This is a genomic window from Spirosoma pollinicola (assembly GCF_002831565.1).
Classification (GTDB): domain Bacteria; phylum Bacteroidota; class Bacteroidia; order Cytophagales; family Spirosomataceae; genus Spirosoma; species Spirosoma pollinicola.
The window spans coordinates 8,587,237-8,611,430 of sequence record NZ_CP025096.1; the positions used below are offsets into that span (position 1 = coordinate 8,587,237).

19 protein-coding genes and 3 pseudogenes are annotated in these 24,194 nt (G+C 47.5%); 14 read left to right on the forward strand and 8 right to left on the reverse strand.

The features are described from left to right. Positions 1–65 precede the first annotated feature (65 nt). Both CWM47_RS36675 and CWM47_RS36680 read right to left on the reverse strand, forming a co-directional pair. Positions 66–2,369, reverse strand: a complete 2,304-nt coding sequence (locus CWM47_RS36675; protein ID WP_317046691.1) for a GumC family protein — start codon at positions 2,367–2,369, stop codon at positions 66–68. Positions 2,370–3,158: 789 nt separating this feature from the next. After that, positions 3,159–3,296: pseudogene (locus CWM47_RS36680) on the reverse strand (IS1 family transposase); the annotation flags it as partial. Positions 3,297–3,378: 82 nt separating this feature from the next. On the opposite strand from CWM47_RS36680, the pseudogene CWM47_RS36685 reads away from it, so the two are divergent. Together CWM47_RS36685 and CWM47_RS36690 are read left to right on the forward strand one after the other, a co-directional pair. Next, a pseudogene (locus CWM47_RS36685) lies at positions 3,379–3,645 on the forward strand (transposase); the annotation flags it as partial. Between the two features lie 51 nt (positions 3,646–3,696). Beyond that, a complete protein-coding gene (locus tag CWM47_RS36690) occupies positions 3,697–4,230 on the forward strand; it encodes a hypothetical protein (protein WP_100994188.1) in 534 nt (177 codons plus the stop codon). A gap of 5 nt (positions 4,231–4,235) precedes the next feature. On the opposite strand, the gene CWM47_RS36695 is transcribed toward CWM47_RS36690, so the two are convergent. Together CWM47_RS36695 and CWM47_RS36700 are read right to left on the reverse strand one after the other, a co-directional pair. Beyond that, positions 4,236–7,781, reverse strand: a complete 3,546-nt coding sequence (locus tag CWM47_RS36695) for a carboxypeptidase regulatory-like domain-containing protein (protein ID WP_100993429.1) — start codon at positions 7,779–7,781, stop codon at positions 4,236–4,238. 64 nt (positions 7,782–7,845) lie between these two features. Then, complete coding sequence (locus tag CWM47_RS36700) at positions 7,846–8,145, reverse strand: putative quinol monooxygenase (RefSeq protein ID WP_100993430.1); 300 nt, start codon at positions 8,143–8,145, stop codon at positions 7,846–7,848. A 152-nt stretch (positions 8,146–8,297) separates the two neighbouring features. Between CWM47_RS36700 and CWM47_RS36705 the strand changes: the two genes are divergently transcribed. The 6 genes from CWM47_RS36705 to CWM47_RS36730 all read left to right on the forward strand — a co-directional run bounded on the left by CWM47_RS36705 (position 8,298) and on the right by CWM47_RS36730 (position 16,396). Next, positions 8,298–10,370: a glycoside hydrolase family 97 protein gene (locus CWM47_RS36705; protein ID WP_100993431.1), complete on the forward strand. Its 2,073-nt coding sequence runs from the start codon at positions 8,298–8,300 to the stop codon at positions 10,368–10,370. 279 nt (positions 10,371–10,649) lie between these two features. After that, the gene (locus tag CWM47_RS36710) at positions 10,650–11,045 is read left to right on the forward strand and encodes a GxxExxY protein (RefSeq protein WP_100993432.1); all 396 of its coding nucleotides are present in this window, start codon (positions 10,650–10,652) and stop codon (positions 11,043–11,045) included. Between the two features lie 98 nt (positions 11,046–11,143). Beyond that, complete coding sequence (locus CWM47_RS36715) at positions 11,144–12,115, forward strand: aldo/keto reductase (protein WP_100993433.1); 972 nt, start codon at positions 11,144–11,146, stop codon at positions 12,113–12,115. 71 nt (positions 12,116–12,186) lie between these two features. Continuing rightward, positions 12,187–12,870 carry a response regulator transcription factor gene (locus CWM47_RS36720; protein WP_100993434.1) on the forward strand — a complete coding sequence of 228 codons (684 nt, stop codon included), beginning with the start codon at positions 12,187–12,189 and terminating at the stop codon, positions 12,868–12,870. Then, positions 12,867–14,129 carry a sensor histidine kinase gene (locus tag CWM47_RS36725; RefSeq protein WP_100993435.1) on the forward strand — a complete coding sequence of 421 codons (1,263 nt, stop codon included), beginning with the start codon at positions 12,867–12,869 and terminating at the stop codon, positions 14,127–14,129. Before CWM47_RS36720 ends, CWM47_RS36725 begins: the two co-directional genes overlap by 4 nt. A 62-nt stretch (positions 14,130–14,191) precedes the next feature. Next, complete coding sequence (locus tag CWM47_RS36730; RefSeq protein ID WP_100993436.1) at positions 14,192–16,396, forward strand: TonB-dependent receptor; 2,205 nt, start codon at positions 14,192–14,194, stop codon at positions 16,394–16,396. 40 nt (positions 16,397–16,436) lie between these two features. On the opposite strand, the pseudogene CWM47_RS39655 reads toward CWM47_RS36730, so the two are convergent. Together CWM47_RS39655 and CWM47_RS39665 are read right to left on the reverse strand one after the other, a co-directional pair. Further along, a pseudogene (locus CWM47_RS39655) lies at positions 16,437–16,697 on the reverse strand (transposase); the annotation flags it as partial. Positions 16,698–16,699: 2 nt separating this feature from the next. Further along, positions 16,700–16,912, reverse strand: a complete 213-nt coding sequence (locus tag CWM47_RS39665; RefSeq protein WP_240625639.1) for an IS110 family transposase — start codon at positions 16,910–16,912, stop codon at positions 16,700–16,702. Positions 16,913–17,503: 591 nt separating this feature from the next. Between CWM47_RS39665 and ltrA the strand changes: the two genes are divergently transcribed. The 6 genes from ltrA (at position 17,504) to CWM47_RS36765 (ending at position 22,088) form a co-directional block, all read left to right on the forward strand. Beyond that, complete coding sequence (ltrA, locus tag CWM47_RS36740; RefSeq protein ID WP_100993437.1) at positions 17,504–19,273, forward strand: group II intron reverse transcriptase/maturase; 1,770 nt, start codon at positions 17,504–17,506, stop codon at positions 19,271–19,273. A gap of 134 nt (positions 19,274–19,407) precedes the next feature. Then, on the forward strand, positions 19,408–20,232 hold the full coding sequence (locus CWM47_RS36745; protein ID WP_100993438.1) for a transposase: 825 nt from the start codon (positions 19,408–19,410) through the stop codon (positions 20,230–20,232). Further along, positions 20,165–20,428: a transposase gene (locus CWM47_RS36750; protein ID WP_100993439.1), complete on the forward strand. Its 264-nt coding sequence runs from the start codon at positions 20,165–20,167 to the stop codon at positions 20,426–20,428. The genes CWM47_RS36745 and CWM47_RS36750 overlap by 68 nt, the downstream gene beginning before the upstream one ends. A gap of 128 nt (positions 20,429–20,556) precedes the next feature. Beyond that, positions 20,557–20,781, forward strand: coding sequence for an IS3 family transposase (locus tag CWM47_RS38610; protein ID WP_157816194.1), 225 nt, complete (start codon positions 20,557–20,559; stop codon positions 20,779–20,781). Between the two features lie 21 nt (positions 20,782–20,802). Continuing rightward, positions 20,803–21,321, forward strand: a complete 519-nt coding sequence (locus CWM47_RS38615) for a DDE-type integrase/transposase/recombinase (protein WP_157816195.1) — start codon at positions 20,803–20,805, stop codon at positions 21,319–21,321. Positions 21,322–21,815: 494 nt separating this feature from the next. Beyond that, positions 21,816–22,088, forward strand: coding sequence for a hypothetical protein (locus CWM47_RS36765; RefSeq protein ID WP_100993441.1), 273 nt, complete (start codon positions 21,816–21,818; stop codon positions 22,086–22,088). A gap of 578 nt (positions 22,089–22,666) precedes the next feature. Here CWM47_RS36765 and CWM47_RS40565 read toward each other — a convergent pair. Together CWM47_RS40565 and CWM47_RS36775 are read right to left on the reverse strand one after the other, a co-directional pair. After that, positions 22,667–22,954 carry an ArsR/SmtB family transcription factor gene (locus CWM47_RS40565; protein ID WP_100993442.1) on the reverse strand — a complete coding sequence of 96 codons (288 nt, stop codon included), beginning with the start codon at positions 22,952–22,954 and terminating at the stop codon, positions 22,667–22,669. A gap of 653 nt (positions 22,955–23,607) precedes the next feature. Then, positions 23,608–24,180, reverse strand: a complete 573-nt coding sequence (locus CWM47_RS36775; protein WP_100993443.1) for a hypothetical protein — start codon at positions 24,178–24,180, stop codon at positions 23,608–23,610. Between the last annotated feature and the right edge of the window lie 14 nt (positions 24,181–24,194).

The window sequence follows — 24,194 nt, forward strand, 5'->3', positions numbered from 1 at the left end:
ACAATTGGAAGTTGTTAGCATAGTTGTGGTTTAGTAACAGGTAATGTTAGGAACTGTTGCTTAATTTACTTTTTTTTTAGCTCCCGATAATCGCCATAGTTATGACTGTAATAATGCGACTCACCTTCTTTTACGCCGTTTAAGATAATTCTCAGGTTTGGTAAGCGTTGTTCTTTATACAAGGCATCTATCATTTTAATGTATTTCTTGGATGTGTGGTCATGCCGTACTAAGAACATAGTCGCATCGGCGAAAGGTGCAATTAACTGTGAGTCGGTTACTAAACCAACGGGTGGTGAATCAACAAGTATGTACTCGAAACGCTCCTTTAACTTGGTAAACAACTCGGCTAAGTGAGTGGAGCTTAACAATTCAGATGGATTTAGTGGTAACGAGCCCGCTGTAATGATGTAGTAATTCTCGTGACCAATAACGGGATGAAGTAAGTTGTCAATGTCGGCTTCGCCCGTCAGGTAATTGCTTAAACCTAACTTGTTTTCAAGATGCAGACTCTTATGGAGCTTAGGCTTGCGCATATCCATATCCACAATAACCGTTTTGCGATTGACAAGGGCTAAACTTGCGCCGAGGTTCAATGATATGAATGATTTCCCTTCGCCACTGATGCTGGAAGTAAACAGGATCACCTGATTCTTTTGGGCGTCGCCATTCAGGAAGAGCAGGTTGGTGCGCAAGGCCCGTATCTGCTCGCCAATGACTGAATGCATTCGCGATTTAAATACGAAGCTTTCAGTACCTACCTGCCGCTCTTTTATTACTTCGCCAATAATAGGAATCTGAGTAACCTCTTCTACATCTGCCCGACGCAGGACATGATCATTCACCATATCCTTAGCTGTGATAATGCCAATGGGTATAACCAAACCTACGAGAGAAAAGAGAGCGAAAATCATCATCCTAACAGGCTTCACCGGTTGACTGGTCGTATGTGCCGGGTCGACTATCCGGCTGTCGGAAACTCTGGACGCAGCCGAAAGGGCAGTCTCTTCCCGCTTTTGCAGCAGATAAGTATATAAGTTGTTCTTGATGCCCTGTTGCCGGGTAATGTTCAATAGGGCCCGTTCTTTACCAGGCACAGTACGAATCATACCCTCCATTCGCTGGTTGTTGGCAACGAGCTGATTTCGGTTACTGATTAACTGCTGTCGGATAGTCTCAATATTTTCACTTATAGCGGCATTCGTATTCTTCAATTGGCTGTCGAGCGATTCAATCAACGGACTACCTGAAGATGTCGTCTTTAACAAATCTTCTCGTTTTAATTCAAGTTCAGCCGCTTTTGTCAGCAAACTTGTTAAGATAGGCTCGCTTAATCCCAAGGTTGCAGGGGCGACACCTTTCCGTCCTGAATGACTCTGAACATATCTTTCAACATCCGCTAAAGCTCCCAGACGCATATTGACGTCATTGAGTTGCAAATCATTGTCCTTAACTGTCGTCAAGAATTTTTCGGCCTGTACGCTCAAATCTGTGATGCCGTGCGTTGACTTATATGATTCAACCTCTTTTTCGACGTTAGACAACTCGCCAGAAATCAGCGCCAGTCGATCCTCAATAAAATTAAGGGTACTGCTTGCCTGATTATTTTTATCGACAACAGCTTCTTTATTGTACTCGCTGATGAGTTGGTTTAAAATGGCTTCACCTCTACTAGGAACGGCTTCCTGTAAATTCATCACTAATACTGTGGAAAGCATCGTAGTTGATCCAATTTTTAGATTTCCCAAATAACCTTCAACCGCATCATTATGCAATGATACGGTAGCAAAAATGGGTTTAAGTTTGCTACTGAGGGGTTTACGTACAAATATCCGTAATTGACCGTAAGGTGTCTTGATACTTTGGTTCACAGGGTACATGTGTCCATTCAACTTCACCATTTTTGAATCGACAAACAAGAATTTAAGTTCTTCCATATACAGTTGCGAAGTTGGTTTCTCCACAATCAATCGGATTGGCGATTCTTGGTAAATATGTTTTTTTAGAGTGCGAGTCGGTCGGTAATACTGGACATCGAGCCCTAGGTTAGTCACGACTCGGTCCATTAGTGAATATGACCTGAGAATTTCGATCTCATTCTCCACTAATTTAGTTTGCGTGAAGATATTTGTTTCTTTCATTGCACTCTGTTCCGAAATGCCTTTTCTCTCGTCTTTAATTAAGACACTGGCTTGAACATTATAGACAAGTGGTTGATAAAGCAGATATATGTAGGCGGCTGCTTGCGCTAAGAGTATTGAAAGCATAAACCAAGGCCAGTTGCGCACATACCGGATCAGTAGAGTACCTAGATTATATTTTGATTCTACATCAGCGGTTTGATAGGGCGTATATACGTTGGGATTCATGTTCATTTGCTTTAAAAGCTACCGACAATAATGGCGATGAAGAATAACGCACTAATAGTGATCGGTAAAAGCTGGCAAGTACAATCCGTATCAGCAATGCGAACCTTACCGGGTTCAACATAGACAACACCGTTTGTACGTATGTAACAGTGGAAATAATTATAAGTAATTACGGAAATAGCGGTGAGAAAATCACGTGAACGTTTTCTATAATATATATAGAAGGAGTTCTCTTTTGATAAAAATCTTTTTATGATAATAGTCCCTACTAAATATAATCTAAACTTATTGAAACCTATATAGTACCATTTTTGATAAATCAGGTTTGATGACGATTGAGAAGTTTTTAAAGTATATCTACTACTCAATTTATATAAATTGATGTCTGAGTTAACAGGCTTACAAAAGATAAAGTTTTTATCCATAGGTTTGGAAGAGGTATATATAATTCATGTACTGCTATTGTAGATTTGTCTCTATAATTGCATTCATAGAATAAACTTTGTTATAATTCTTAGGTCACTAATATCTATGTCTGATGCTCAATTTACAATTATAACACAAATTTATTTTGTAATAGAGATAATAAAAATTATCTACTAGACGGTAACTCTCTACTAATTTTATTATTTTAGGCTACATAAAAATTATATTGTTGTGTGAGCTAAAATAATACACGAGTGTTCTTTTGGAGAAAAAATGGCCAAAATACTGCAATAATATTAATTAAAAACTTGTTTAAGTAACAAGATGTTTGAGTAAATGTTATTTCGATGAATGGGTAGTGGCTTAACTGCGTTTATCGGCAAAGAAAAACTGATTCATAAATAGGCCGATTGTTGTGTCATGTACCGCAACAGACTTCGAAAAGCAAATGGTTCGGCGAGTCAGTCGTTTCAGGCGTGTTCGAAGAGTAAGATGCTTCCGCTAAGGACTCTGTAAAGAGGCTTTACGGACTAAGCGTAATCGTTGATCCAGGCAATCAAACTAGCTAGCTAGTGAATACCGTGAATACCGATCAGGTAGTAGTGTCCGTGGTAAAACGCGGGTAAGTCGGCACGCCCGACTTCGATTGAAATCTCTTTTTCATTTGGGTGCCATGTCAGCAATTCGGATGAAAGGGCAGTTACAAGATTACTACCAACGAAAAATTGGTGAAGGCAAAAACAAGATGCTGGTTCTGAATGCAGTTCGCAATAAACTCATCCACCGTGTTTGCTCAGTGGTTAACCGCCAGCAGAAATATGACAAAAACTATACGCCCGCGCTTGCATAAACCATGGAAATCCGTGCGGTAAATACTCGCGCCAGCCTCCTTTCTACAGTCATGCGTCCGCTTCCATTAATAACCCTGTTGATTTTAGTTGGACTTACCGGCTGTCATTCAGATCCGCAACCCGAGCCAACGCAGTATAGCGTACCTGCAGAGGTTGAACCCTTTGTTAAATCATTTCGGGAGGAAGCCCTGAAACGAAACAAGGCCGTTTCGACAGCGAACCTGATTGTTACATTTGGGACAGCCGTAAGCGAAGATGTTTGCGGTCAGTGTCAGATAGAAAGTGGCAGGACACCGCGTATTACACTCAACAATGATTCATTTTGCTGGCAACAGGCCAATCAATATGAGCGCGAATGTCTGGTTTTTCATGAACTGGGCCACTGCCTGTTAAGCCGGGCGCACAAAACCGATAAATTTCCAAATGGCGCTTTTGTCAGCATTATGAATCTAAGTGACGTGACCGTCTATGCTACCTGTCGGTATCCGATCGGGAATGATGAATGCGATAAACGCGCTCGTCGGGATTATTACATCGACGAACTTTTTGATGCCAGCACTCCCGCGCCAGCCTGGAGCAAGTGACCTTGTTACTGCACACGAATTAGCTCGATACCCACCACAGGCCGACCATCGGCAGAGACTCCTTGTATCACTACCCGTAGTGTTCTGACAACATCCGACAACGGAAATATCAGTTGGCTATGCCCCTGGCTATCGGTTTGTATAAGGGGTTTCCAGTATAAAACATCCCGCCGATCAACACGATCCGTAAGGGCTTCGCCAACTTGCCGATCTGTAGTTTCATAGCGGGGTACATAAAATTCCCGCATCACCGATGGGTAGCCAATTACCTGTAGCGGTCTCATACCGGCTTTTTCACTGGTGGCCTGAGACTGTCCCGGCCGAAAGCGTTTAGAGTAAAAGGCAATGACGCCATTGCCGCCCCGAACGCCATAAATTCCCGCAGTGCCGGCATTTTTCAATACTTCTATCCGCTCAATATCGCCCGGATTAAAGTTCAACAACGCGGTCCCATCGGTGTCCTGAATAGACATACCATCAACCAGAAACAGCGGTTGTGGACTACTCACCAAGCTACCAATTCCACGAATGACGACCTGGTAACTCCCGGTCATTGACTGGCTCACGCTCACGCCCGAAAGCTTTCCCCGTATCATTTCGTAGAGATTCGGAAACCGGGGAGACTTATCGTCGAATACCAGCGTGGCATCAGCGTTGCTATGCAAACTCGACCGCCGAACATCGTCCGGGCGTTCATCTGGTTTTCTGGCCTTAACAGTCACTTCTTTTAACAATTTTGCCGTTTTATCCCGGTACAAATCCGCATCGCCCTCCTGACGGGTTCGGGCCGCTTCTAACTGCGCTCGCAGTGCCACCCAATTTGGAAGCATGTTTGTTGTATCAGGCTCCCAGGTGGCTTCCGGTCCCTCCAGCACCAGGTGAGCATCTTTCGTCGGAATATCTTTCAACTGGCGATCCGCGATCTGAGTCATCACGTTGAGTGTATCGGCAATGGTAAAGCCTGCTAACCTGAAACGACCCCGTTCGTCGGTCCCCGCCGACCGAACAAACGACTTTTCTGCCGCAGTAGACGCGACGATGACCTGTGCACCCACCATTGGCTGATTTTGGGCAGTCAATACCCGGCCCATCAGCGACACGCCCCCCAGTAATTCTGTTGCTAGTGTGCCCCTCACGCGTCGCCAGCCCTGCGTTAACAACAGATCATCCAAAGCCCGGCGAGTTGTAGACGATTTGGTCTGGGTATAGAAATTCGGTTGTTCGACCCGCCCCCGCAGTTCGCCCGTTAACAGTAAATGGGTATGAATAGTAGCGGCTGTCGAGTCGTCCGGTACCTGACCAATGTCGGTGATGGAGGCCGACAAAGCGGCCAACACAGGCAACCCATCGTCGTTGAGATTAATGCTCAAAATAGCTTTTTCGCGAGGTTGGTAACGGGTTTTATTGACCCCCAGTATCACCCGTATGGACGGCACGCGCTCCGGCAAAAACACCAGCCGTTCGGCTTGCGGGCGGGCAGTTGCATCATAGAGTGTTAGTTGCACAAGTCCCGCTGGCAACGAAGCCATCGGCAGGCTTACGTGCGCCACACCATTTTCCAGCAATATTTTTCGCTGATCGACCAATCGTCCCTGCTGCTGAACCAGCACATAGACCGAATCTATGGCGGGTCGGCTGGCACCGATGATATTGATTGCCAGTCGGTTGGTATCGCTAACCGCATCAACAGACAGCGTGAGCCCTTCCGGTTCGGCGGGGAGAATTGGCACTAACTGCTGCTGATTCATATGGAGCACTTCGGCATAGTACTTTCTGCCTTTTTGTGGCGTCATAACAACACTGCCCATCCCCAGCTTATTTGTAGAAAACCGGACTATTTCCGTTCCCTCTTCATTGACAATCCGGCCCGGCATTAGCAGTCCATGCCCATCTGGCTGAACAATTTTAATGCCCAGCCGGGCAGATAATCCCACCAGCCAGCGCCCCCCTTCGGGCAGTATCTGAACATCAACTAACTTCCGGGCGGTATCGACTGATTTCGACACTGGCCCCTGAAGTATGTTATACACGGCAATAGATCGTTCAAAGGCGGGTCGATGCTGGCCGTCGTCTTCGTCGGTGTAAGCCCGTAGTCGATAAGTACCCGACGTCAGCGTATCAGACAGGCGGAAATTGCCCACAGCACGACCATCCATGATCCGTAGCCACTGGTGCTGCACAAGTTTTCCCGATGCCGTTAATAAATCGGTATGAATAGCCGTTTCACCCAGCGGCAGGCGGTTCGTAGCCGCATCGAGCAGATACGTACTCAACCAGACCCGGTCGCCGGTGGCGTATAACGGCTTATCGGTGTGCATAAACAGAACCGGTGCCAACGCCTGAAACCGGTCGTTGAAGGCCGTTGCAATGCGATTCATCCGGGCATCGGGAGGCATCAATTTCCCCTGCGTAACAACCGGCGCACTCGTTGTGGTAGGCTCCGCATCGGCAGGGTTAGGGGTCCAGTCGGCGGGTAACATCGTCGATAGTCGGTCGTCGGCGAGGGAACCCTGAATTTCGGCGCCAAAGGGCAGCGTGATCGTTCCATCGGCGGTCATTTCCAGTTGCCCGGCGGGGAGCGCAATCTGCGAGTAAGCAAAACGTGCATCGAAATAAGGCGAGTAAGCCGACATGGCATTGGTATAAAAAACCACCAATGGTCGAGTCGAAACCAGCCGCCGTTCTGTTGGCAATCGCCCCGGCTGAATCAGTTCCTTTATTTTCAATGGCTTCAATCGCCCGTTAACAGAGCCGTAGAGGGTTGTTCGGCCTTCTCTGGTTTTGGCAATGGGCACTACCAGATCTTCCTGATACGCCAGAAAGCCCTCTTTTTCGTAGGTACTGTCTACCAGGCTGGCCATCAAATGGCGGGTCGACCCCTTGTAGGCTCTCATCCGGTTACGCCGGAACCGATTAGCCTGCCGTTCATCCGTTGGTTTTATTTCTTCAAAACGGCTCGCACCAGCATAGTACACCTTCTGCGACGTTCCATCGAAATACAGTAAATCGTACCAGATTTTATATCCTAAGGCCTGATTCTCAATAGCGAGTGGTTCGCTGGCGGTTGCTTTCAAATGGCTGTCTTCTTCATGAAAACTCAGCGCATCAGGATTTATAAGCAGGCACTGTCCGCCAAAGGGCTCGCCCAGTAGTTGCCGTTTGAACTGCTTAAGGTGTTGCTGCCATTTTTTGAGATTGCCCCGAACCGTAACGGTAGCCAGCGTTTGATCGCTTGGTTTCAGACGGAAATTAGCCTTGTTATCCTGGCTATTATCCAACCGAAAGATGCGCCGATGTGACTGGTAGCCAATAAATGAAGCTACCACTTCAACCGTTCCGAGCGGCACGCCCGACAGCGAATAATGGCCCTGCTCATTGGTGAGTGTGCCGCGTGTGCTGCCGTTCAGGTAAACGTTGGCAAACGGCATGGGCTTACCGGTTGTCGCATCGGTTACATAGCCCGTGAGTACGGTAGTTTGTGCAAACGTAATCGTGGCCAGCCAGAGTAGCAGACAAGTAGTCAACCAAACGATAGAAAGCTGACGATTCATGTATGGTTTGCCGTTTATTTACTTGCCCGAAAAAGCCGAAATGTAAGTGATTTTACTCACACTATCAGCCCATTACTTCTTCCAGTTTTTCGGCAGAAAACGCTACAGGCCGTTCGGCAAATAACACTTTTGTGGCGGCCCAGGTTGTTCGAAACAACTCACTCTGGCGGTAGGCTTCCAGGGCATCGGCCGACTCCCACAAACTATATGTCATGCGAATATTGGCCTGATTCGGATCGCGCAGGAGTTCGAGATGGTGATTGCCGGGAAAGGCGCGAATGTGAACTTTGGAACGATCAAAAATGGCATGGAAATCAGAAAGTTTATCTTCCTGGAAAGTCATACGAACAATACGAACGAGCATACGTAAGAGGGTTACTGGGTATGGCAGGTTATCAATGCGATTAATTGGCTGATATTTGTACAAATGTTTACTTTTAAAACCACAAACGCCAGCCCTACCTCTTTGTAATAGCACATGATAGAGACTCGACTCTGTTTTACGAAGGCTACCTTATGACAAAATATCTACTCCTGCCGTTACTCAGCCTTACTTGGTTGAGCGCATTTGCCCAGCAACCAATTTCACTAAGCTCACCCAATCGGTTCATTATTTTAACCGTTCGAAATACGCCAACGGGTGAAATTTCGTATCAGGTTCGCTATAAAAACAAACCGGTTGTCGAGCCCTCCAGCCTAGGTTTTACCCTTAGCAAACCAAAGGTATCGCTCACCCGGTTCAGCATTTCGGCAGTCGACTCCTCAAAGAAAGACGAAACCTGGAAGCCAGTCTGGGGCGAAGTGAGTCAAGTTCGCAATCACTACAACGAACTTACGCTCAACTTACAGGACAAATCCGGCTCCAACATTGGTGTACGGGTACGCTTTCGGCTGTTCGACGATGGGGTTGGTTTTCGGTATGAGTTTCCGCAGCAAACGGCACTCACGCATTTTGTCGTAGCCGATGAACTGACCCAGTTTAAATTAGCCGCCGACCATCAAACGTTCTGGATGCCGGGTGATTATGACTCGAATGAATACCTCTATAATAAAACGAAACTCACCGAAGTTGACGCCATCACAGCCGCCGATAAGGAGAAAGATACGGCCCTGAAATCGGTCATTGGTCCCAATGCCGTTCAAACGCCGTTGCTGTTTAAAACCGCCGATGGGTTGTATATCAGCCTATACGAAGCGGCCTTGCTCAATTACCCGGTGATGCACCTGCAACTGGACAAGAAAAGCCTGACGCTCACGTCTCAGTTGGTGCCGGATGCGGTGGGCAACAAAGCCTATCTGCAAACCCCGGCGCAGACACCCTGGCGGACATTGATTATCAGCGACAAAGCCACCGATTTGCTGGCCTCTAAACTAATTCTGAACCTGAACGAGCCGTCTACCATTGCCGACCCCTCCTGGATTAAACCACAGAAATTTGTGGGTATGTGGTGGGAGATGCACATCGGGAAAGCCACCTGGGAAAAGGCGGGCGGCAAACACGGTGCCAATACCCAGAACGTAAAAAAATACATCGACTTTGCCGCCAAATATGGGTTCGACGGTGTGCTGGTCGAAGGCTGGAACGTGGGTTGGGAAGACTGGTTCGGGAATTGGAAAGAGGAGGTTTTTGATTTCGTTACGCCTTATCCAGACTACAATCTGGACTCATTAACGGCCTATGCGCAACGGAAAGGTGTGCGTATTATCATGCACCATGAAACATCGGGTTCTGTCACGAACTACGAGCGCCGGATGGATGCCGCCTTTCAATTCATGAATAAAGAGGGTATTACTACCGTAAAGACCGGCTATGTGGGCCGAATTATCCCACGGGGCGAACATCATGATGGGCAGTGGATGGTGAATCATTACCAGCGGGTAACCCAAAAAGCGGCTCAGTATAAGATCATGATCGACTCGCATGAATCAGCGCACCCAACGGGTCTGCATCGCACTTATCCGAACTGGATGGCGAGTGAAGCCGCTCGGGGCAGCGAATTTAATAATGCACCAACGCTGGGGATTACCCCCGAACATACCACCATCCTACCCTTTACCCGGATGCTGGGCGGCCCTATGGATTTCACACCGGGACTGTTTCGATTTAAGTTAAACCAGTTCGACAGTACCCGTACACAACGGGTTCGCACGACGCTGGCCAAGCAGTTAGCCCTGTACATCACGCTCTACAGCCCCTTACAAATGGCCGCCGATTTGCCCGAAAATTATGAGAAGCACCTGGATGCGTTTCAGTTTATCCGGGATGTGCCGGTAGACTGGGACGACACCAAAATACTGGCTGCCGAACCCGGTGATTATGTGGTTGTGGCCCGCAAAACGAAAGGCGCCGACAGTTGGTTTTTGGGTGCCATCACCGATGAAAACAGCCGTGATCTTCCCCTTGACCTTAGCTTCCTTGAAGCAGGCAAAAGCTACGAAGCGGTAATTTACCGCGATGCACCCAACGCCGACTGGGAAACCAAACCCGAAGCGTATGTCATTGAAAAGAAAATAGTTACAAGCAAAACGAAGCTACCAATCCATCTGGCTAAAGGGGGCGGCTGCGCCATTCAGTTCGTTAAGAAGTAGTTATCCAAAAAAACCTGTTCGATTAGCTATTGCTTAGTAGATCTTCACTAAAACAATAGGATTTGCTTCCGTGAGCGTTTCTCTGTGCTCTTTGTGCCTCTGTGGTTAACATTTTTTGTCAATGTTTTTTTTCAACCACAGAGGCACAAAGAGCACAGAGAAACGCTCATTGATTAACGCATGCTGTTTATACTTACAATTACATTAGTAAACAATTATACATATTTCGGTTCTTTATCTTAAAAAAGGTTCATATTTGTTTGATTATTACTAGCAGCTATGAATGAGTATACGTACAACGAACTGAGTCGAAAAATTATAGGTGCTTGCATAGAAGTACACAAAGAACTGGGACCGGGATTAATTGAAAGTGTGTACGAAGAGTGTCTTGCCTTCGAACTAATAACCCTGGGGTTTTATGTCGAACGGCAAGTTGAACTTCCAGTCATATACAAAGGCCACCTATTAGACAAAACGTTTGTCATGGATATTGTTGTTGACGAACTGATTGTGTTTGAACTAAAAGCAGTACAGGACTTAATTCCACTTCATCATGTTCAGACAATGACCTACCTTCGAATGGTACAAATGAAGCTTGGCCTGCTTGTCAATTTCAACGTTGACTTCCTGCGCAACGGCATCCATCGAAAAGTTAATGGCAACTTAAATTCATAAAACGGGTTGACAATAGCGGTAAAAGAACGGTCAAAGCGCCTTGTTCTTTGTATCGCTACGGCGAAATGCTTTGTGTTCATTAAACAAAACCCTATTCCATGAATTACCGCACATTTGGCCGCACCGGCTGGAAAATCTCTGAAATTGGCTACGGCATGTGGGGCCTTGCCGGTTGGACCGGCTCCGACAAACAGGAAGTTTTACGAGCCCTCCAACGCTCGGTTGAACTGGGCTGCAACTTTTTCGATACGGCCTGGGCCTATGCCGATGGCGTTAGCGAAGAAATCCTGAACCAACTGCTCAAAAACAACCCGAATAAACAACTGTACGGAGCCACCAAGATTCCACCTAAAAATCGCCAGTGGCCATCGAAAGCAGGCTCCAAGCTGGAAGACGTTTTTCCTGCCGATTACATCGTTGAATACACCGAAAAAAGCCTGAAAAACCTCGGCGTCGACACCATCGACTTGCAGCAGTTTCACGTTTGGGAAGACAGTTGGGCCGATCAGGACGAATGGAAAGAAGCTGTAACGAAGCTAACCCAGCAAGGTAAGGTTCGGGCGTGGGGGCTTTCGGTAAACCGGTGGGAACCAGATAATAGCCTGAACACCATTCGTACAGGGCTTATTGACGCGGTGCAGGTAATTTACAACATCTTCGACCAGAATCCCGAAGACAACCTCTTCCCGCTTTGCCGCGAGATGAACATCGGGGTCATTGCCCGCGTCCCCTTCGATGAAGGTACGCTAACAGGCACATTTACAAAAGAAACGACGTTCCCGGCCAACGACTGGCGGTCGACCTATTTTGTTCCCGAAAACCTCAACAGCAGCGTCGATCATGCCGATGCTCTAAAGCCGTTGCTTTCGGAAGGGATGACCATGCCCGAAATGGCCCTGCGTTTTATTCTAAGCAATCCCGACGTACATACGACTATTCCGGGTATGCGCCAGATTCGCAATGTAGAAGCCAACACAGCCGTTAGTGATAAAGGCGATCTATCGCCCGAGTTGCTGCACGAACTGAAAGGCCATCGCTGGGACCGCACGCCAACTGAGTGGAGTCAATAAATTTGTACCAGACAGCCTCTGGCTGTCTGTAGGCAAAATACAGACAGCCAGATGCTGTCTGGTACAACCCTATGAAAATCCTCTTAATCGAAGACGAACCTGCACTTCAAGCGGCTGTTCAGCAGTATCTGGAAGGAGAAGGCTATACAGTCACAACCGCCAACACCTATCGGCAGGGAGCCGAAAAAGCGCACGATTACGATTACGACTGTTTGGTAATCGACCTGATGCTGCCCGATGGCAACGGTCTCGATCTGGTTCGCGAATTGAAAAGTCGACAGTCGATGGCCGGTGTTATTGTCATAACCGCCAAAGACGCGCTGGCCGACAAACTGACCGGCCTTGATGCCGGGGCCGATGATTATTTAACCAAGCCCTTTCACTTACCCGAACTTAATGCCCGTCTGCGGTCGGTGTTGCGCCGACGGCTGTTTGGCGGACAGGCAAAGCTCAGCGCGGGCGCTCTTACTCTTTGGCCCGACCAACAGCGTGTAAGCGTTCTCGACACTGATATTAAACTGACGGGGAAAGAATATGAACTACTCCTGTTTTTAGTTACGAATGCGGACCGATTGCTCTCCAAATCAGCCATTGCCGAGCACGTTTGGGGCGATGCAATGGACACAGCCGACTCGCATGAGTTTCTATACACCCATGTCAAAAATCTGCGTCGCAAGCTCATAACGGCTGGTTGTCCCGATTACATACAGACCCGCTACGGCGCAGGCTATATTTTCTCAACCCGACTGCCATGAGTTTGCTTGGTCAAACAGCCCGTTACCTACTTATGACGGCGTTCCTGATTACCCTGATAGGCTCGGTGGGTTTCTATACGCTCATTCACTGGAAAATTCGGTATGAAGTTGATGAGATTTTATCCGCTCAGGTAAAACAAACAGCATTACGGCTCCAGAAAAAGCCAACTAGTCTATTTTTCGATTGGGACAACAACCCACAAATCAAACGGGTCCGAACCTCCATAAGGCCTAAGTTCAGCGATATAATCGTACTGGATTCATTGGATACAAACAAACCTATTCCCGTTCGGCAGTTACGGCAAACCGTGTCTGTTAACGGGCAAATTTATTTAATCACGATTCAGCAACCGTATTTTGAATTCGACGAATTATCCCGCCAAATGTCGGTGGGGGTCATTTTTGGTTTCCTGATCCTTATGGGGCTTTCTGTGGCAATTGGCGTGAGTTTATCCCGTCGATTATGGAGCCCTTTTTACGCAACGATCAACCGGCTAGGTGGCGTCCGGCTTGATGGTGGCCCGGAGCCCACATTCCCCCAAAGCGGCATTCGGGAGTTTGGTTTGCTCAATCGTTCCCTAAGCGAATTGACCCAGAACCTGCGACGTCAATTTTTATTGCAAAAACAGTTCACCGAAAATGCGTCTCATGAACTGCAAACGCCATTGGCCGTTGCTTCGGCAGAGCTGGATTTTCTTCTACAATCCAATCACCTCACCGAAAACGACTATGCCCATTTGCAACGCGCGACCGATGCCCTTGAGCGATTGAGCCAGTTAAACCGATCACTTCTATTGCTTATACAAGTCGAAAACAACCAGTTCGCCAACGACGATGCCGTGGAAATAAGCGAGTTGCTGAACCAATATTCCGATGAATATGAGCCGTTTTTTCAACACAAAAACATGGCTCTCAATCGCGCTATTACGCCGAATATTGACCTGCGCATGAATCATCAACTGGCTGGCGTCCTGATTGCTAATTTATTAAAGAACGCCATAAGGCACGGGAAAACAGGCGGTTGTGTAGGCATCGAACTAACTCCCGAAAAGCTAACTATCTGCAACACAGGGGACCCACTTCCCTTTGCAGCAAACCAACTCTTCAATCGCTTCGTGAAGAACCCGGCCCGTCCTGATTCTATTGGTTTGGGACTGGCATTGGTCAGGCAAATCTGCGATCGATATGGCTTACCGATAACGTATCAATACAATATCGAGAAAGGGATTCACGAATTTCGGGTTGGATTAGGCCGCTAATCGGTCGGTCTTCAAATTCTCTCCATAATTCCTGCCGAAGTTTGAGGGCAAATATCACTTTGATGAAAAACATCTTTTTTGTTGGCTTGTGCCTGTTGACTATCGTATCAGCTTTCGGACAAACGAATCTCGTTATTCGGGTTGAAGACAGCCTAACGCATGAACCGGTTATTGCGGCAACCATTCGTACTGTTACAAAACCGGTCATTGGTGCCGTTACCGATGTAAATGGCATTGCCCGAATTACGAATTTATCCGCCGATGTTAAAACACTAACGGTTAGTGCCGTGGGTTACACTACGGGACAATTTCCGATAACAACTGGCAGGGACACACTGGTTTTTCGTCTAAAACCTGAAGTAGAAGCGATTAACGAAGTAACCGTAACCGCTACCCGAACCAACTCCCGTATCGAAGATTTGCCCATTAAAGTTGAGGTACTGGGGCAAGAAGATATGGACGAAGAAAGTGCCGTAGTGCCGGGAAATGTGAGCAGCATCCTGGGCGACATTTCCATCATACACATTCAGCGAACATCGGCCGTAAACGGCAATCAGGCTATCCGTATGCAGGGGCTTGACCCAAAATACACACAAATTCTACGCGATGGTCTGCCTCTGTACGAAGGATTTTCGGGCAACCTCGGCGTGTTGCAGATTCCACCGCTGGACTTGAAACAGGTAGAGATTATCAAAGGCTCGGTGTCTACCCTCTATGGCGGTGGCGCTATTGGCGGTATGATCAACATCGTATCCAAATCGCCCACCTCCGAAAAACCCACCTTCACCGCACTTATCAACCATTCTGGCCTTAAAGAAAATAACCTGAACGCCTATTACTCCCAACGATACGGCAAAACCGGCCTGACGCTGTTTAGTGGGTATACCAACCAGGCCGCAGTGGATGTAACGGGCGATGGCTACACAGACAGTCCACAGATCAAGCAATTCAATTTTCACCCCAAATTCTTCTACAACCCTACCGATCATACGCGGGTAAACATTGGCTACGCGTTCACGCAGGAACACCGCGAAGGAGGTTACCTGCCTGCGCTCGAAGGCACCGAACCGAATGCCTATCGCAACATCACCGACCTGCAACGGCATACCGTCGATTTCGATGCCAGCCACAATACATCCGAGAATAATTCTCTTACCCTGAAAGGCGCCGTTAGTACGTTCCACCGCCAGAATACCGATTACCGGAAGCTCTCCGACGGGCGACAGTCGTCTATTTACCTGGAAGGCAACGATCTGGTACGTTTTGGCAAACACCAGCTCATTGCGGGGGCGAACCTAACCATTGAGGCTTTCCGCAAAAACCCGGATAGCACCCGGCTTGTCGACTACACCTACCAGACCATCGGCGGGTTTGTGCAGGACGATTGGCAAGTGGGCGAAAAAGTCGCGTTGCAGGCAGGATTACGTTTCGATCACCACAATACGTTCGGTAATTTTCTATTGCCCCGCCTGTCGGTAAAACTAAAACCCGCCGACCCCTGGACAGTGCGCCTGAGCGTTGGAACGGGCTACAAAACCCCGAACCTCTTTGTGAACCAAACGCCCGGCGCGCTGAATGTCAGTCTGATATTCCCCCGCCTGCTGCCCATCGACGTAGCTACCGTGAAGGCGGAAAAATCGGTTGGGGCTAACATGGATATTGCCTACACAAAAACATTCGAGAGCGGCTTATCCGTACAGGTCGATCAGGCGTTTTATTATACGTATGTCAACTCGCCGGTGGTATCGGCCTTTGCCAGTACGTCCAGTAACTTGGGAGCTTATACGCAACTGATCAATGCACCCTACAACCTGTTCAGCGTAGGAACGGATACCTACGTTCGACTCGAATACAAGGATTACGAACTGTATCTGGGCTATAATCATACGCTCTCCCGGCGCGACGGACCGTCCAGTCCGGACCCAACGGACAACAGTTATCTCCCGCTGGCTCCGCAAGACAAATTTTCGACCACACTGGCCTGGGAAAACGAGCACTTCCGGTTTGGTATTGAAACGGCGTATGTGGGTACGCAATACCTCTACAACAATCAGAAAGTAGCGAATTACTGGTTTTTTGCCGGAGCCGCCGAATATCACTATAACGACCACTGGCGCCTGGTCCTGAATGCCGAAAATCTGTTCAACGTCCGACAGGCCAACTACGAAACCGTCGTTAGCGGCCCCATTACCCAACCCACTTTCCGCCCCATCTGGGCACCCCTCGAAGGCCGGATTGTGAATCTGGCCCTGAAGTTCACGTTGTGATGCATCTGGTGCGAGTATTTACCGCACGGATTTCCATGGTTTATGCAAGCGCGGGCGTATAGTTTTTGTCATATTTCTGCTGGCGGTTAACCACTGAGCAAACACGGTGGATGAGTTTATTGCGAACTGCATTCAGAACCAGCATCTTGTTTTTGCCTTCACCAATTTTTCGTTGGTAGTAATCTTGTAACTGCCCTTTCATCCGAATTGCTGACATGGCACCCAAATGAAAAAGAGATTTCAATCGAAGTCGGGCGTGCCGACTTACCCGCGTTTTACCACGGACACTACTACCTGATCTAGCTAGCTAGCGTTGTAAAGTCCAGTATGTTCCATGCAGACCACACAGTTTGCGATCTGGAAGTTGGGCAAAGCCAGGAGTTGTTTGATAATTGCCCGAATGGCCACGGGTGAATTTTCCGATTGGGTTTGCCAGATGATGCCTTTATTGGCATAAACAGCCCAGTCAAGAGTGTTCTTAGAAACATCAATACCAATGAAATGGCGAATGTCCATTGAAGTGTTTACTTTTAGGGTTCAACAATCAGACAGCTTACTCATCACTCGTTACCTTGCTAATGGGTCACAACACCCTAATTTCTATTCGAGTCGGACCGCCGATGCGGTTAAGTAAGAAAGACCGAGCGGGACCTGAATCGGCCCATAGGTTGCGAGCCTGGCCGGAGACGCTAGGGAAGCCCGCTCGGTTGTCTGTCTGGCAAGCTACCTAAATCTTGGTTTCTTACCAGCCCTCAAACCTAAAGGCCGGGGCGGTGGCGTCAGTGCTGGTTACCGAAACAAGGATTGATACGGTAATGATGGGACAAAGAGGAACATTCGGCGATGCCTTCGGATGGTGAGCACCCTAGTCCCCGCCATAAAGGAGGCACCCCACCCGGTCGCATCTCAAACGTGTGGAACGTGGTAACCCCAATGAAGTCTGTGCATAGTGTACAGTAGGCCTGACCGCGAGGAAAAGCACAACTCTTCAGTGGGAACAGGAAGACCCAAGAAGCGAAAGTCGGCAAGCCGAAAGGCAACGGGAAGTCATAACCGGCCGGATAGGGCAATACCCACCTTGAAAGAGGGCTGACATGGGTCTGGTGGATGACCCCAAAGACGGAAGAACAGATTTTGAACAAGGAGCTTAGTTCGATGCACCCTAAACCGGAAGCAAACCGACTCATTGGAACAACCGACTGGCATGCCATTGATTGGCAGAAGGCATTTCGGTTGCTCAAAAATCTACGCTCCCGCATCTTTCGGGCGGCTCAGGAAGGCGACTATAAAAAGAAGCGTTCCTTACAAAAGTTAATGTTGCGAAGTTATGCGAATCAAGTAACCAGCGTCCGTCGAATTACCCAACTCAATGCGGGTAAGAACACGCCGGGCGTGGACCAGGTGGTGGTCAGAATGGCTGTGGAACGCCAAAAGCTGGTGGAGGAACTGAGCCAATACCAACCTTGGAAAGCCAAACCCGCCCGACGGGTTTACATCCCCAAAGCCAACGGCAAACGAAGGCCTTTAGGGATTCCCGTTATCAGAGACCGATGCCTACAGACTATGGTCGTGCAGGCTTTAGAACCAGAATGGGAAGCCAAGTTTGAAGCCAGCAACTACGGATTTCGACCCGGCAGAAACGGTCATGATGCCATTGAACGCATCTTTCGGTACGCTCGTCCTGATGGTCGGCGAAAATGGGTGGTCGATGCGGACATCAAAGGCGCCTTTGATCACATTGATCATTCGTTTCTACTCGAACGCATCGGTCGTTTTCCTGCCAAAAGACTGCTTGAGCAATGGCTAAAAGCAGGTTATCTGGAAGCGAATGTCTTCTACCCGACTGACTCAGGCACTCCCCAGGGAGGAAGTTGTTCACCGCTATTAGCAAACATTGCCCTGCATGGCTTAGAGCAGGCAATGGGTATGAACTACTACCATGGGGGTGGTCGTGTACAAACCTGTGGACCGCGCCGGGTAGTGAGGTATGCCGACGATTTTCTGATCTTTTGCTCGACGCAGGAAGATGCCCAACAAGCCGTATTGTTGCTTAAAGACTGGTTGAAGGAAAGGGGATTAGCCCTATCAGAGGAGAAAACACGTATTGTTCATCTGACAGATGGGGTCGACTTCTTAGGTTTCCATGTGCGTCAATATCCGAGCCGAAACACGGCAACAGGCTGCAAAACGCTCACCAAACCCAGCAAAGCATCGGTTCAGAAAATCCGGGACCGTCTGCGAGCGGAGTGGTTAGGGTTGAAAACCCAGCGTGTGGAAGTGATTGTCAAACGGCTGAATCCGATCATTCGGGGTTGGTCGAACTACTTTCGGATTGGGGTCGCCTATGAGACCTTCACTAAGTTAGACCGCTGGATGTTCGACCGTCAGGTACGCTATGTTCGTCGGATGCATCCCCGTAAAAACTACGCCTGGAAACAGGCCAAGTATTGGGGACGGCTCAATCTGGATCGCCAGGATAAGTGGGTGTTTGGGGATAAGCAGACGGGCATGGTACTCCAGAAGTTTGTCTGGACACCCATCCAACGGCATATCCTGATTCAGCATACTGCCTCTCCGGACGATCCTCGTTTGCGGGCGTACTGGCAGAAACGTACCCAACGAAAGTCGGCTGATTTAGTACCCAGCAAGCAACGGATTGCCCGACGGCAGAACTACCAATGTCCGGTCTGCAAAACGAGTCTGTTTACGGATGAAGCCTTGCACGTTCATCATGTCAAACCAAAGCAAGAAGGGGGCAGTGATGCCTATTCCAATCTGCGGTTAGTTCATGTGACGTGTCATCAACAGGCACACTCGAAAGCATTCGCAGCAACAAAAACAAAGCAAGGAACCCTGAGCCGGTTGTCATCTGCTTGAGCCGGATGTGTTGGAAGGCACAAGTCCGGTTCTGAGGAGGGAAGGGAGCCGCAAGGCTCCTGACCTATCCGACTATAGTGCTCATGTTTTATCTTCCCTTTACAAATTAAAACTACCGATTTGGCTGGAAAGTAGTGGCATCGGCCATCCGACTTCAAATTAAGAAGGCGGGTGGTCTTCAGCGAGGTAAGAACGACGCCATTGACGCTCGACGCATCGCCGAGTATGCCTTCCGTTTTCAAGATCAGATGTGCCTGTGGCAACCGCCACGGCTAGTTTTGCAAAAACTAGCGACTCTCAGTACCCTTCGTCAACGGCTTCTTCGAGTTCGCCAGCAACTTCAACAACCCGTTAACGAACATCAGGGCTTCGTGGAGAAGTCGTTGCAAAAACAACTGGCTAAAAATTGTCAGGCTTCGTTAAAAGCCATTAATGCTGACCTGAAAAATGCAGAGAAACAAATCAATGTGCTCATTCAGGGCGACGATCGGTTAAGAGAGCTTTTTGGCTGGATCACCTCCGTTCCCGGCGTAGGTGATGCCATTGCGGCTGAAGTGCTAGTAGCTACCAACGAATTTAAGGCCATCAACGATCCAAAAAAATTGGCCTGTCACGCTGGCGTAGCTCCCTTTGAATACCGATCGGGTAGTAGTGTGCGTGGAAAAACGCGCGTGAGCCAACATGCTCGTTTACGTCTAAAATCGCTCTTTCACTTAGGGGCCATGTCAGCGATCCGCATGAAAGGCGAGTTGCAGAATTACTATCAACGTAAGATTACTGAGGGCAAAAACAAAATGTTAGTTCTGAACGCAGTCCGTAACAAGTGTCTTAGCCCCCTGAATGACTGGACAAAATTGCAAAAACAGTTTAGTCCTTTTACATTCAGAAATCATGAGCAAAATAAGGCGGAGTTTTACTCCCGAAGATCGTTATTCCATCGTCCAGGAAGCTATCCGTGACGGCCATGCCGAGACTTCTCGTAAGTACAGCCTATCCCCTTCGCTGCTGCGCAGGTGGCGATTGAAATATTTGAGCAAAGGCAAAGAAGGCCTGAAAGATTCCTATGCACGTCTCGATCCCCAACTGCGGGCTCTCGAAGAGGAAAATGAACGCTTGAAGCGGAAAAAAACGCCTATTCAACCCAGGAGAAGCTAATAATCATGGAGCAGTTCAAAAATCAGGTAAGTCGTACCCTATTATGCCAGTGGCTCGACCTACCACGGAGCGTGTCTTACTACCAACCTCAATCAGGTAGGCCTGGGGCACAACCCAGCCAGACGACTATGAAACTGGATGGATCGCGGGTCGACAATCAACTGGTAGTGAGTAGTATACGGCAATTACTGAATGTTGAATTCAATGCCCTTGGCTATGAATACATTACGTATGAGTTGAAAAAAGAATACGTGATCAACAAGAAAAAGGTGTATCGGCTAATGAAGCAACATAATTTGCTCTTAGGTAAAGTGATCCGACCGACGGGCAAACGGGAGTTCGTTAAATTCTGACGAATTGAAGCGACCAAGCCTTTGGAATACCTGTGCTGGGACATCAAATATGTCTGGGTACAGGGGGAACGAAGGAATTACTATCTTCTGAGTATCATTGATGTGTACAGCCGTAAAATTCTGGACTGGTTGTTTCAACGCAGCATTTGTCAAGTCGACTTAATCAGTCTTTTTCGACGCATAAACCGGAGCCATGAACTGAAAGGGGTTATTTTGCGCAATGACAATGGCAGTCAATTCATCGCTCATTCGGTGCGTAACTTTTTGAAAAGCTCAGAGATCAAGCAGGAATTCACGCACGTGGCCACTCCTGAAGAGAACTCGTATATTGAAGCGTTTCACAGTATTCTGGAACATGATGTCATCGAACGAAATGAGTTTGCCAGCTATTATGAAGCCAAAGCAATGCTAGGCCGTTATTTTTCCCATTACAACCAGCATCGGCTATACCGTTCGATTGGCTTCGTAACACCCCATCAAAAATGGGAAGAAGCACAGGTAGTTGACGACACAACCTTTTCAGAAAATCTGTCCAGTTAATAGGGGGCTAACACAAAAAGCCGTTTCATAATCGCCTTGTTGAAAACTGTGGCTAGTCCGCTCTAGATACGGCTTTACCCTTGGGTCCTGATTTAAAGCAGGGTTCTGTTTTCCTTTAGTAGACTTTATATATTCTAAAATTTGGTCGATAAGTTTCATATAGTAGGAATTCTTGTTACTAATTTAAGCTAAGTTCAAATAATTAGTTTTCATATTTGCTAATAGGTATGTCATTTAATCACAGATAGTTAGAAAAATATCTTCTTTTGAATATTGTTGATTGATTAAGTAAATATACTTACCTTCGAGACTTGAATTCTGATTCACTCAGATCAACTTTTCTTCTATAGCCTCGATCTGACGAATTGAGGCTATTTTTATGAGGCTTCTGTCCACTAAGAACAGGTAGGAGCAATGACAACTTTTTCCATAAAGGGTAAAATTCGGATTCTTGTAGTGCCGAGCGGCCTCTTCTAGTTTTGTCTCTTTATCGTATGAAGGTTACTAAGTGGAGCTACGAGCTTAATCGATTTAAGAAGACCCTCCGCGAGTTGCAGGCTGCTCTGGCGTTAGCCGAACAGTCAGTTGCCCGTTGGGAGCAGGCTGGTGAGTTGTTACTAGTCATTGAGTTTAAACCGCAAATCGAGCAGTTAACCCTGCATATAAACGAGCTTTCCGATTTAATTTCGGGTACTGAAGCACTTCATCAGGCTGCCATTCTAATCGGTAACTACACCGATATAGACCTTGGTGATCGTGCAGAATAGCTACTTTGCAAATGAGGGGGGTAGCTTTTCATACTAGTGAGTTTAATCTATCAATACCTTTTCAATTTTGTATTTACTACCCACAGTATTTGTTACAGCAACTATTTATTAGGTAGCTGCTGTTTTTTAGTCTATAACATATTGCCACTTATAGCCGCTTTGTGAGATTTAATACCCCGATGCTATTGGAGCTTTCTTCATTACCATTCCCTCATTAAAGACCCACCCAGAAAGCGTTTGCAGGTGGGCCATGTAGTAGTACTGGTTAGTGTATAATTAAGAGTTTAAAATGTTTGAGAAAGAAACATCCGTCACCTATTAGGTGTCGGCTGTTTTGTTTTATTCTGTTAAATGCTGCTATTCATAGCCTTCGTATGAGGTCTGAAGCCCCGAACTGTTGGAGCTATTTGCTTTACCATTGCCTCTCGAACAACTAACCCATAAAGCGTTTACTGCTAGGATAAGTAATAGAATTTGTGAATATAATTAGTGCCTTATTAGGTTTCTTTACATCAGCCACCCACTAGGGGGCTGCTGTTTTATTAGTAGACGGAAAAACTTAAACCCACCTGAAATTATCACACGATTCGGCTATTAATAAAGGTTTTTATGCAGCCTATCCAGGTAGGTTCAGTCAACGAATAGAACACTTTTCTTAATTCTCTACGAGATTTTACTAATCCATTAGTCCTCATACCAGTCAAGTCATGGGAAATAGACGAATGGTTCTTACCGAGATGCTTTGTAAGTGCTGAAACGGATAATTCATTATGTTCATTCAGCAATAACATAATTCTCAGTCTTGTCGGATGGGCGACCGTTCCTAGGAGGATAGTCGTTTTCGTTAGTTTCTGTGCCACAGCCATATAATTTGACTAATGGAAATAAACGATTAGTATTCAGCTGCATAAATATAGACAGGATACGTACGAAAGTTACCAGAAACTTACTCAGCCAAGCTAGTACATCGGACCAGTTAAAAACAGTAATTCTCCCTTTCTTGAATATGCCGCACCTAATTGAGCCATAGGCGCCATTTTTTACTAGTTCAGCGTCACTTTGGGGAAGCAGTCCAAATTCGGGCCAACACCCGGATACCTAACAAGTCGAAACTGGCTCGACCGTACATCTGCCGTTTAAGCGTTTTGAGCCGGTTTACTTGCCCCTCCGTCTGACCATTACTCCAAACGGAGCCAAACGCTTGCTGAACCGCTGCATAATCTTAACGAAGACCCTTTTTTAAGGTATTCAACCCGGCTGAGGTACTTGCATCCTGACACCACTGTGCCAACTCATCGGACTTTTTATCCTTCATCATCACCTTGAAATGCAGACATAAGTCGTGTACCTAACGAATAGGCTCGTTTTGGCTTATCAGATAACTTAGAAAAGCCCGCTCCTTCTCCGGCCAATCGCATTCAGGCAGCCCCAGCAACCGACTTACTTGCCGACTCGAGTTACGAACCCCTTTCTAAGCGGGCGGTAGGGCGGGCTCTTGCACTAAACGCGGATAATCCGCTTAGAAGGTGGTCAAGATGATATATTCTTCGTTGTAGCCTTGGGCTTTAATCTCCTCCAGGAGCACCTTGACATTAGTTTCGCCTTCTACCCATCGCTTTCGCAGGTAAGCTTCATAGATCAGCAGATTCGATCGTTTTGGCTTGGGGCGGGGTACAAACTGGTCTTGTCGAAAATACTGCCTGATGGTATTGCGAGCCGCCCCCACATGGCGGGCGACGGCTCGGATGCCATGACCATCTCGCTGCAACACTTTCGTGCGTTGATAAATGGCATACCGTTTTTCGGTAGGTATCGGCTGGTCTTGGGTTGGTGAAATGACTGGTTGCTCCGTAGTGGATCGGGGTAAATCCGTTTCTGTTAAGGTTAAGGCAGTTATAGTCTCCTGATTATTTGCTGGCTGATTACTTGCTAAAGCCGCTTCCTGGATGGCAGGCCGTTGGGTATCTAAAAACCGCTCAGCCGCTTCGGATAGGTTCTTGAGCAAATGCCACCGATCAGCCGCTTGAACAGCATCAGGACAAGCGGAGGAGATTGCACGGGCATACACACTCGACCGCTCACGGGTCGCCAACTCAATGCCTGGAT

Excerpts from the sequence above, each read along its gene's own strand:
- CWM47_RS36675 (WP_317046691.1), bottom strand. The coding sequence starts at position 2,369 with ATGAATCCCAACGTATATACGCCCTATCAAACCGCTGATGTAGAATCA.
- CWM47_RS36690 (WP_100994188.1), top strand. The coding sequence starts at position 3,697 with ATGCGTCCGCTTCCATTAATAACCCTGTTGATTTTAGTTGGACTTACC.
- CWM47_RS36695 (WP_100993429.1), bottom strand. The coding sequence starts at position 7,781 with ATGAATCGTCAGCTTTCTATCGTTTGGTTGACTACTTGTCTGCTACTC.
- CWM47_RS36700 (WP_100993430.1), bottom strand. The coding sequence starts at position 8,145 with ATGCTCGTTCGTATTGTTCGTATGACTTTCCAGGAAGATAAACTTTCT.
- CWM47_RS36705 (WP_100993431.1), top strand. The coding sequence starts at position 8,298 with ATGACAAAATATCTACTCCTGCCGTTACTCAGCCTTACTTGGTTGAGC.
- CWM47_RS36710 (WP_100993432.1), top strand. The coding sequence starts at position 10,650 with ATGAATGAGTATACGTACAACGAACTGAGTCGAAAAATTATAGGTGCT.
- CWM47_RS36715 (WP_100993433.1), top strand. The coding sequence starts at position 11,144 with ATGAATTACCGCACATTTGGCCGCACCGGCTGGAAAATCTCTGAAATT.
- CWM47_RS36720 (WP_100993434.1), top strand. The coding sequence starts at position 12,187 with ATGAAAATCCTCTTAATCGAAGACGAACCTGCACTTCAAGCGGCTGTT.
- CWM47_RS36725 (WP_100993435.1), top strand. The coding sequence starts at position 12,867 with ATGAGTTTGCTTGGTCAAACAGCCCGTTACCTACTTATGACGGCGTTC.
- CWM47_RS36730 (WP_100993436.1), top strand. The coding sequence starts at position 14,192 with ATGAAAAACATCTTTTTTGTTGGCTTGTGCCTGTTGACTATCGTATCA.
- CWM47_RS39665 (WP_240625639.1), bottom strand. The coding sequence starts at position 16,912 with ATGGACATTCGCCATTTCATTGGTATTGATGTTTCTAAGAACACTCTT.
- ltrA (WP_100993437.1), top strand. The coding sequence starts at position 17,504 with ATGACCCCAAAGACGGAAGAACAGATTTTGAACAAGGAGCTTAGTTCG.
- CWM47_RS36750 (WP_100993439.1), top strand. The coding sequence starts at position 20,165 with ATGAGCAAAATAAGGCGGAGTTTTACTCCCGAAGATCGTTATTCCATC.
- CWM47_RS38610 (WP_157816194.1), top strand. The coding sequence starts at position 20,557 with ATGAAACTGGATGGATCGCGGGTCGACAATCAACTGGTAGTGAGTAGT.
- CWM47_RS36765 (WP_100993441.1), top strand. The coding sequence starts at position 21,816 with ATGAAGGTTACTAAGTGGAGCTACGAGCTTAATCGATTTAAGAAGACC.
- CWM47_RS40565 (WP_100993442.1), bottom strand. The coding sequence starts at position 22,954 with ATGGCTGTGGCACAGAAACTAACGAAAACGACTATCCTCCTAGGAACG.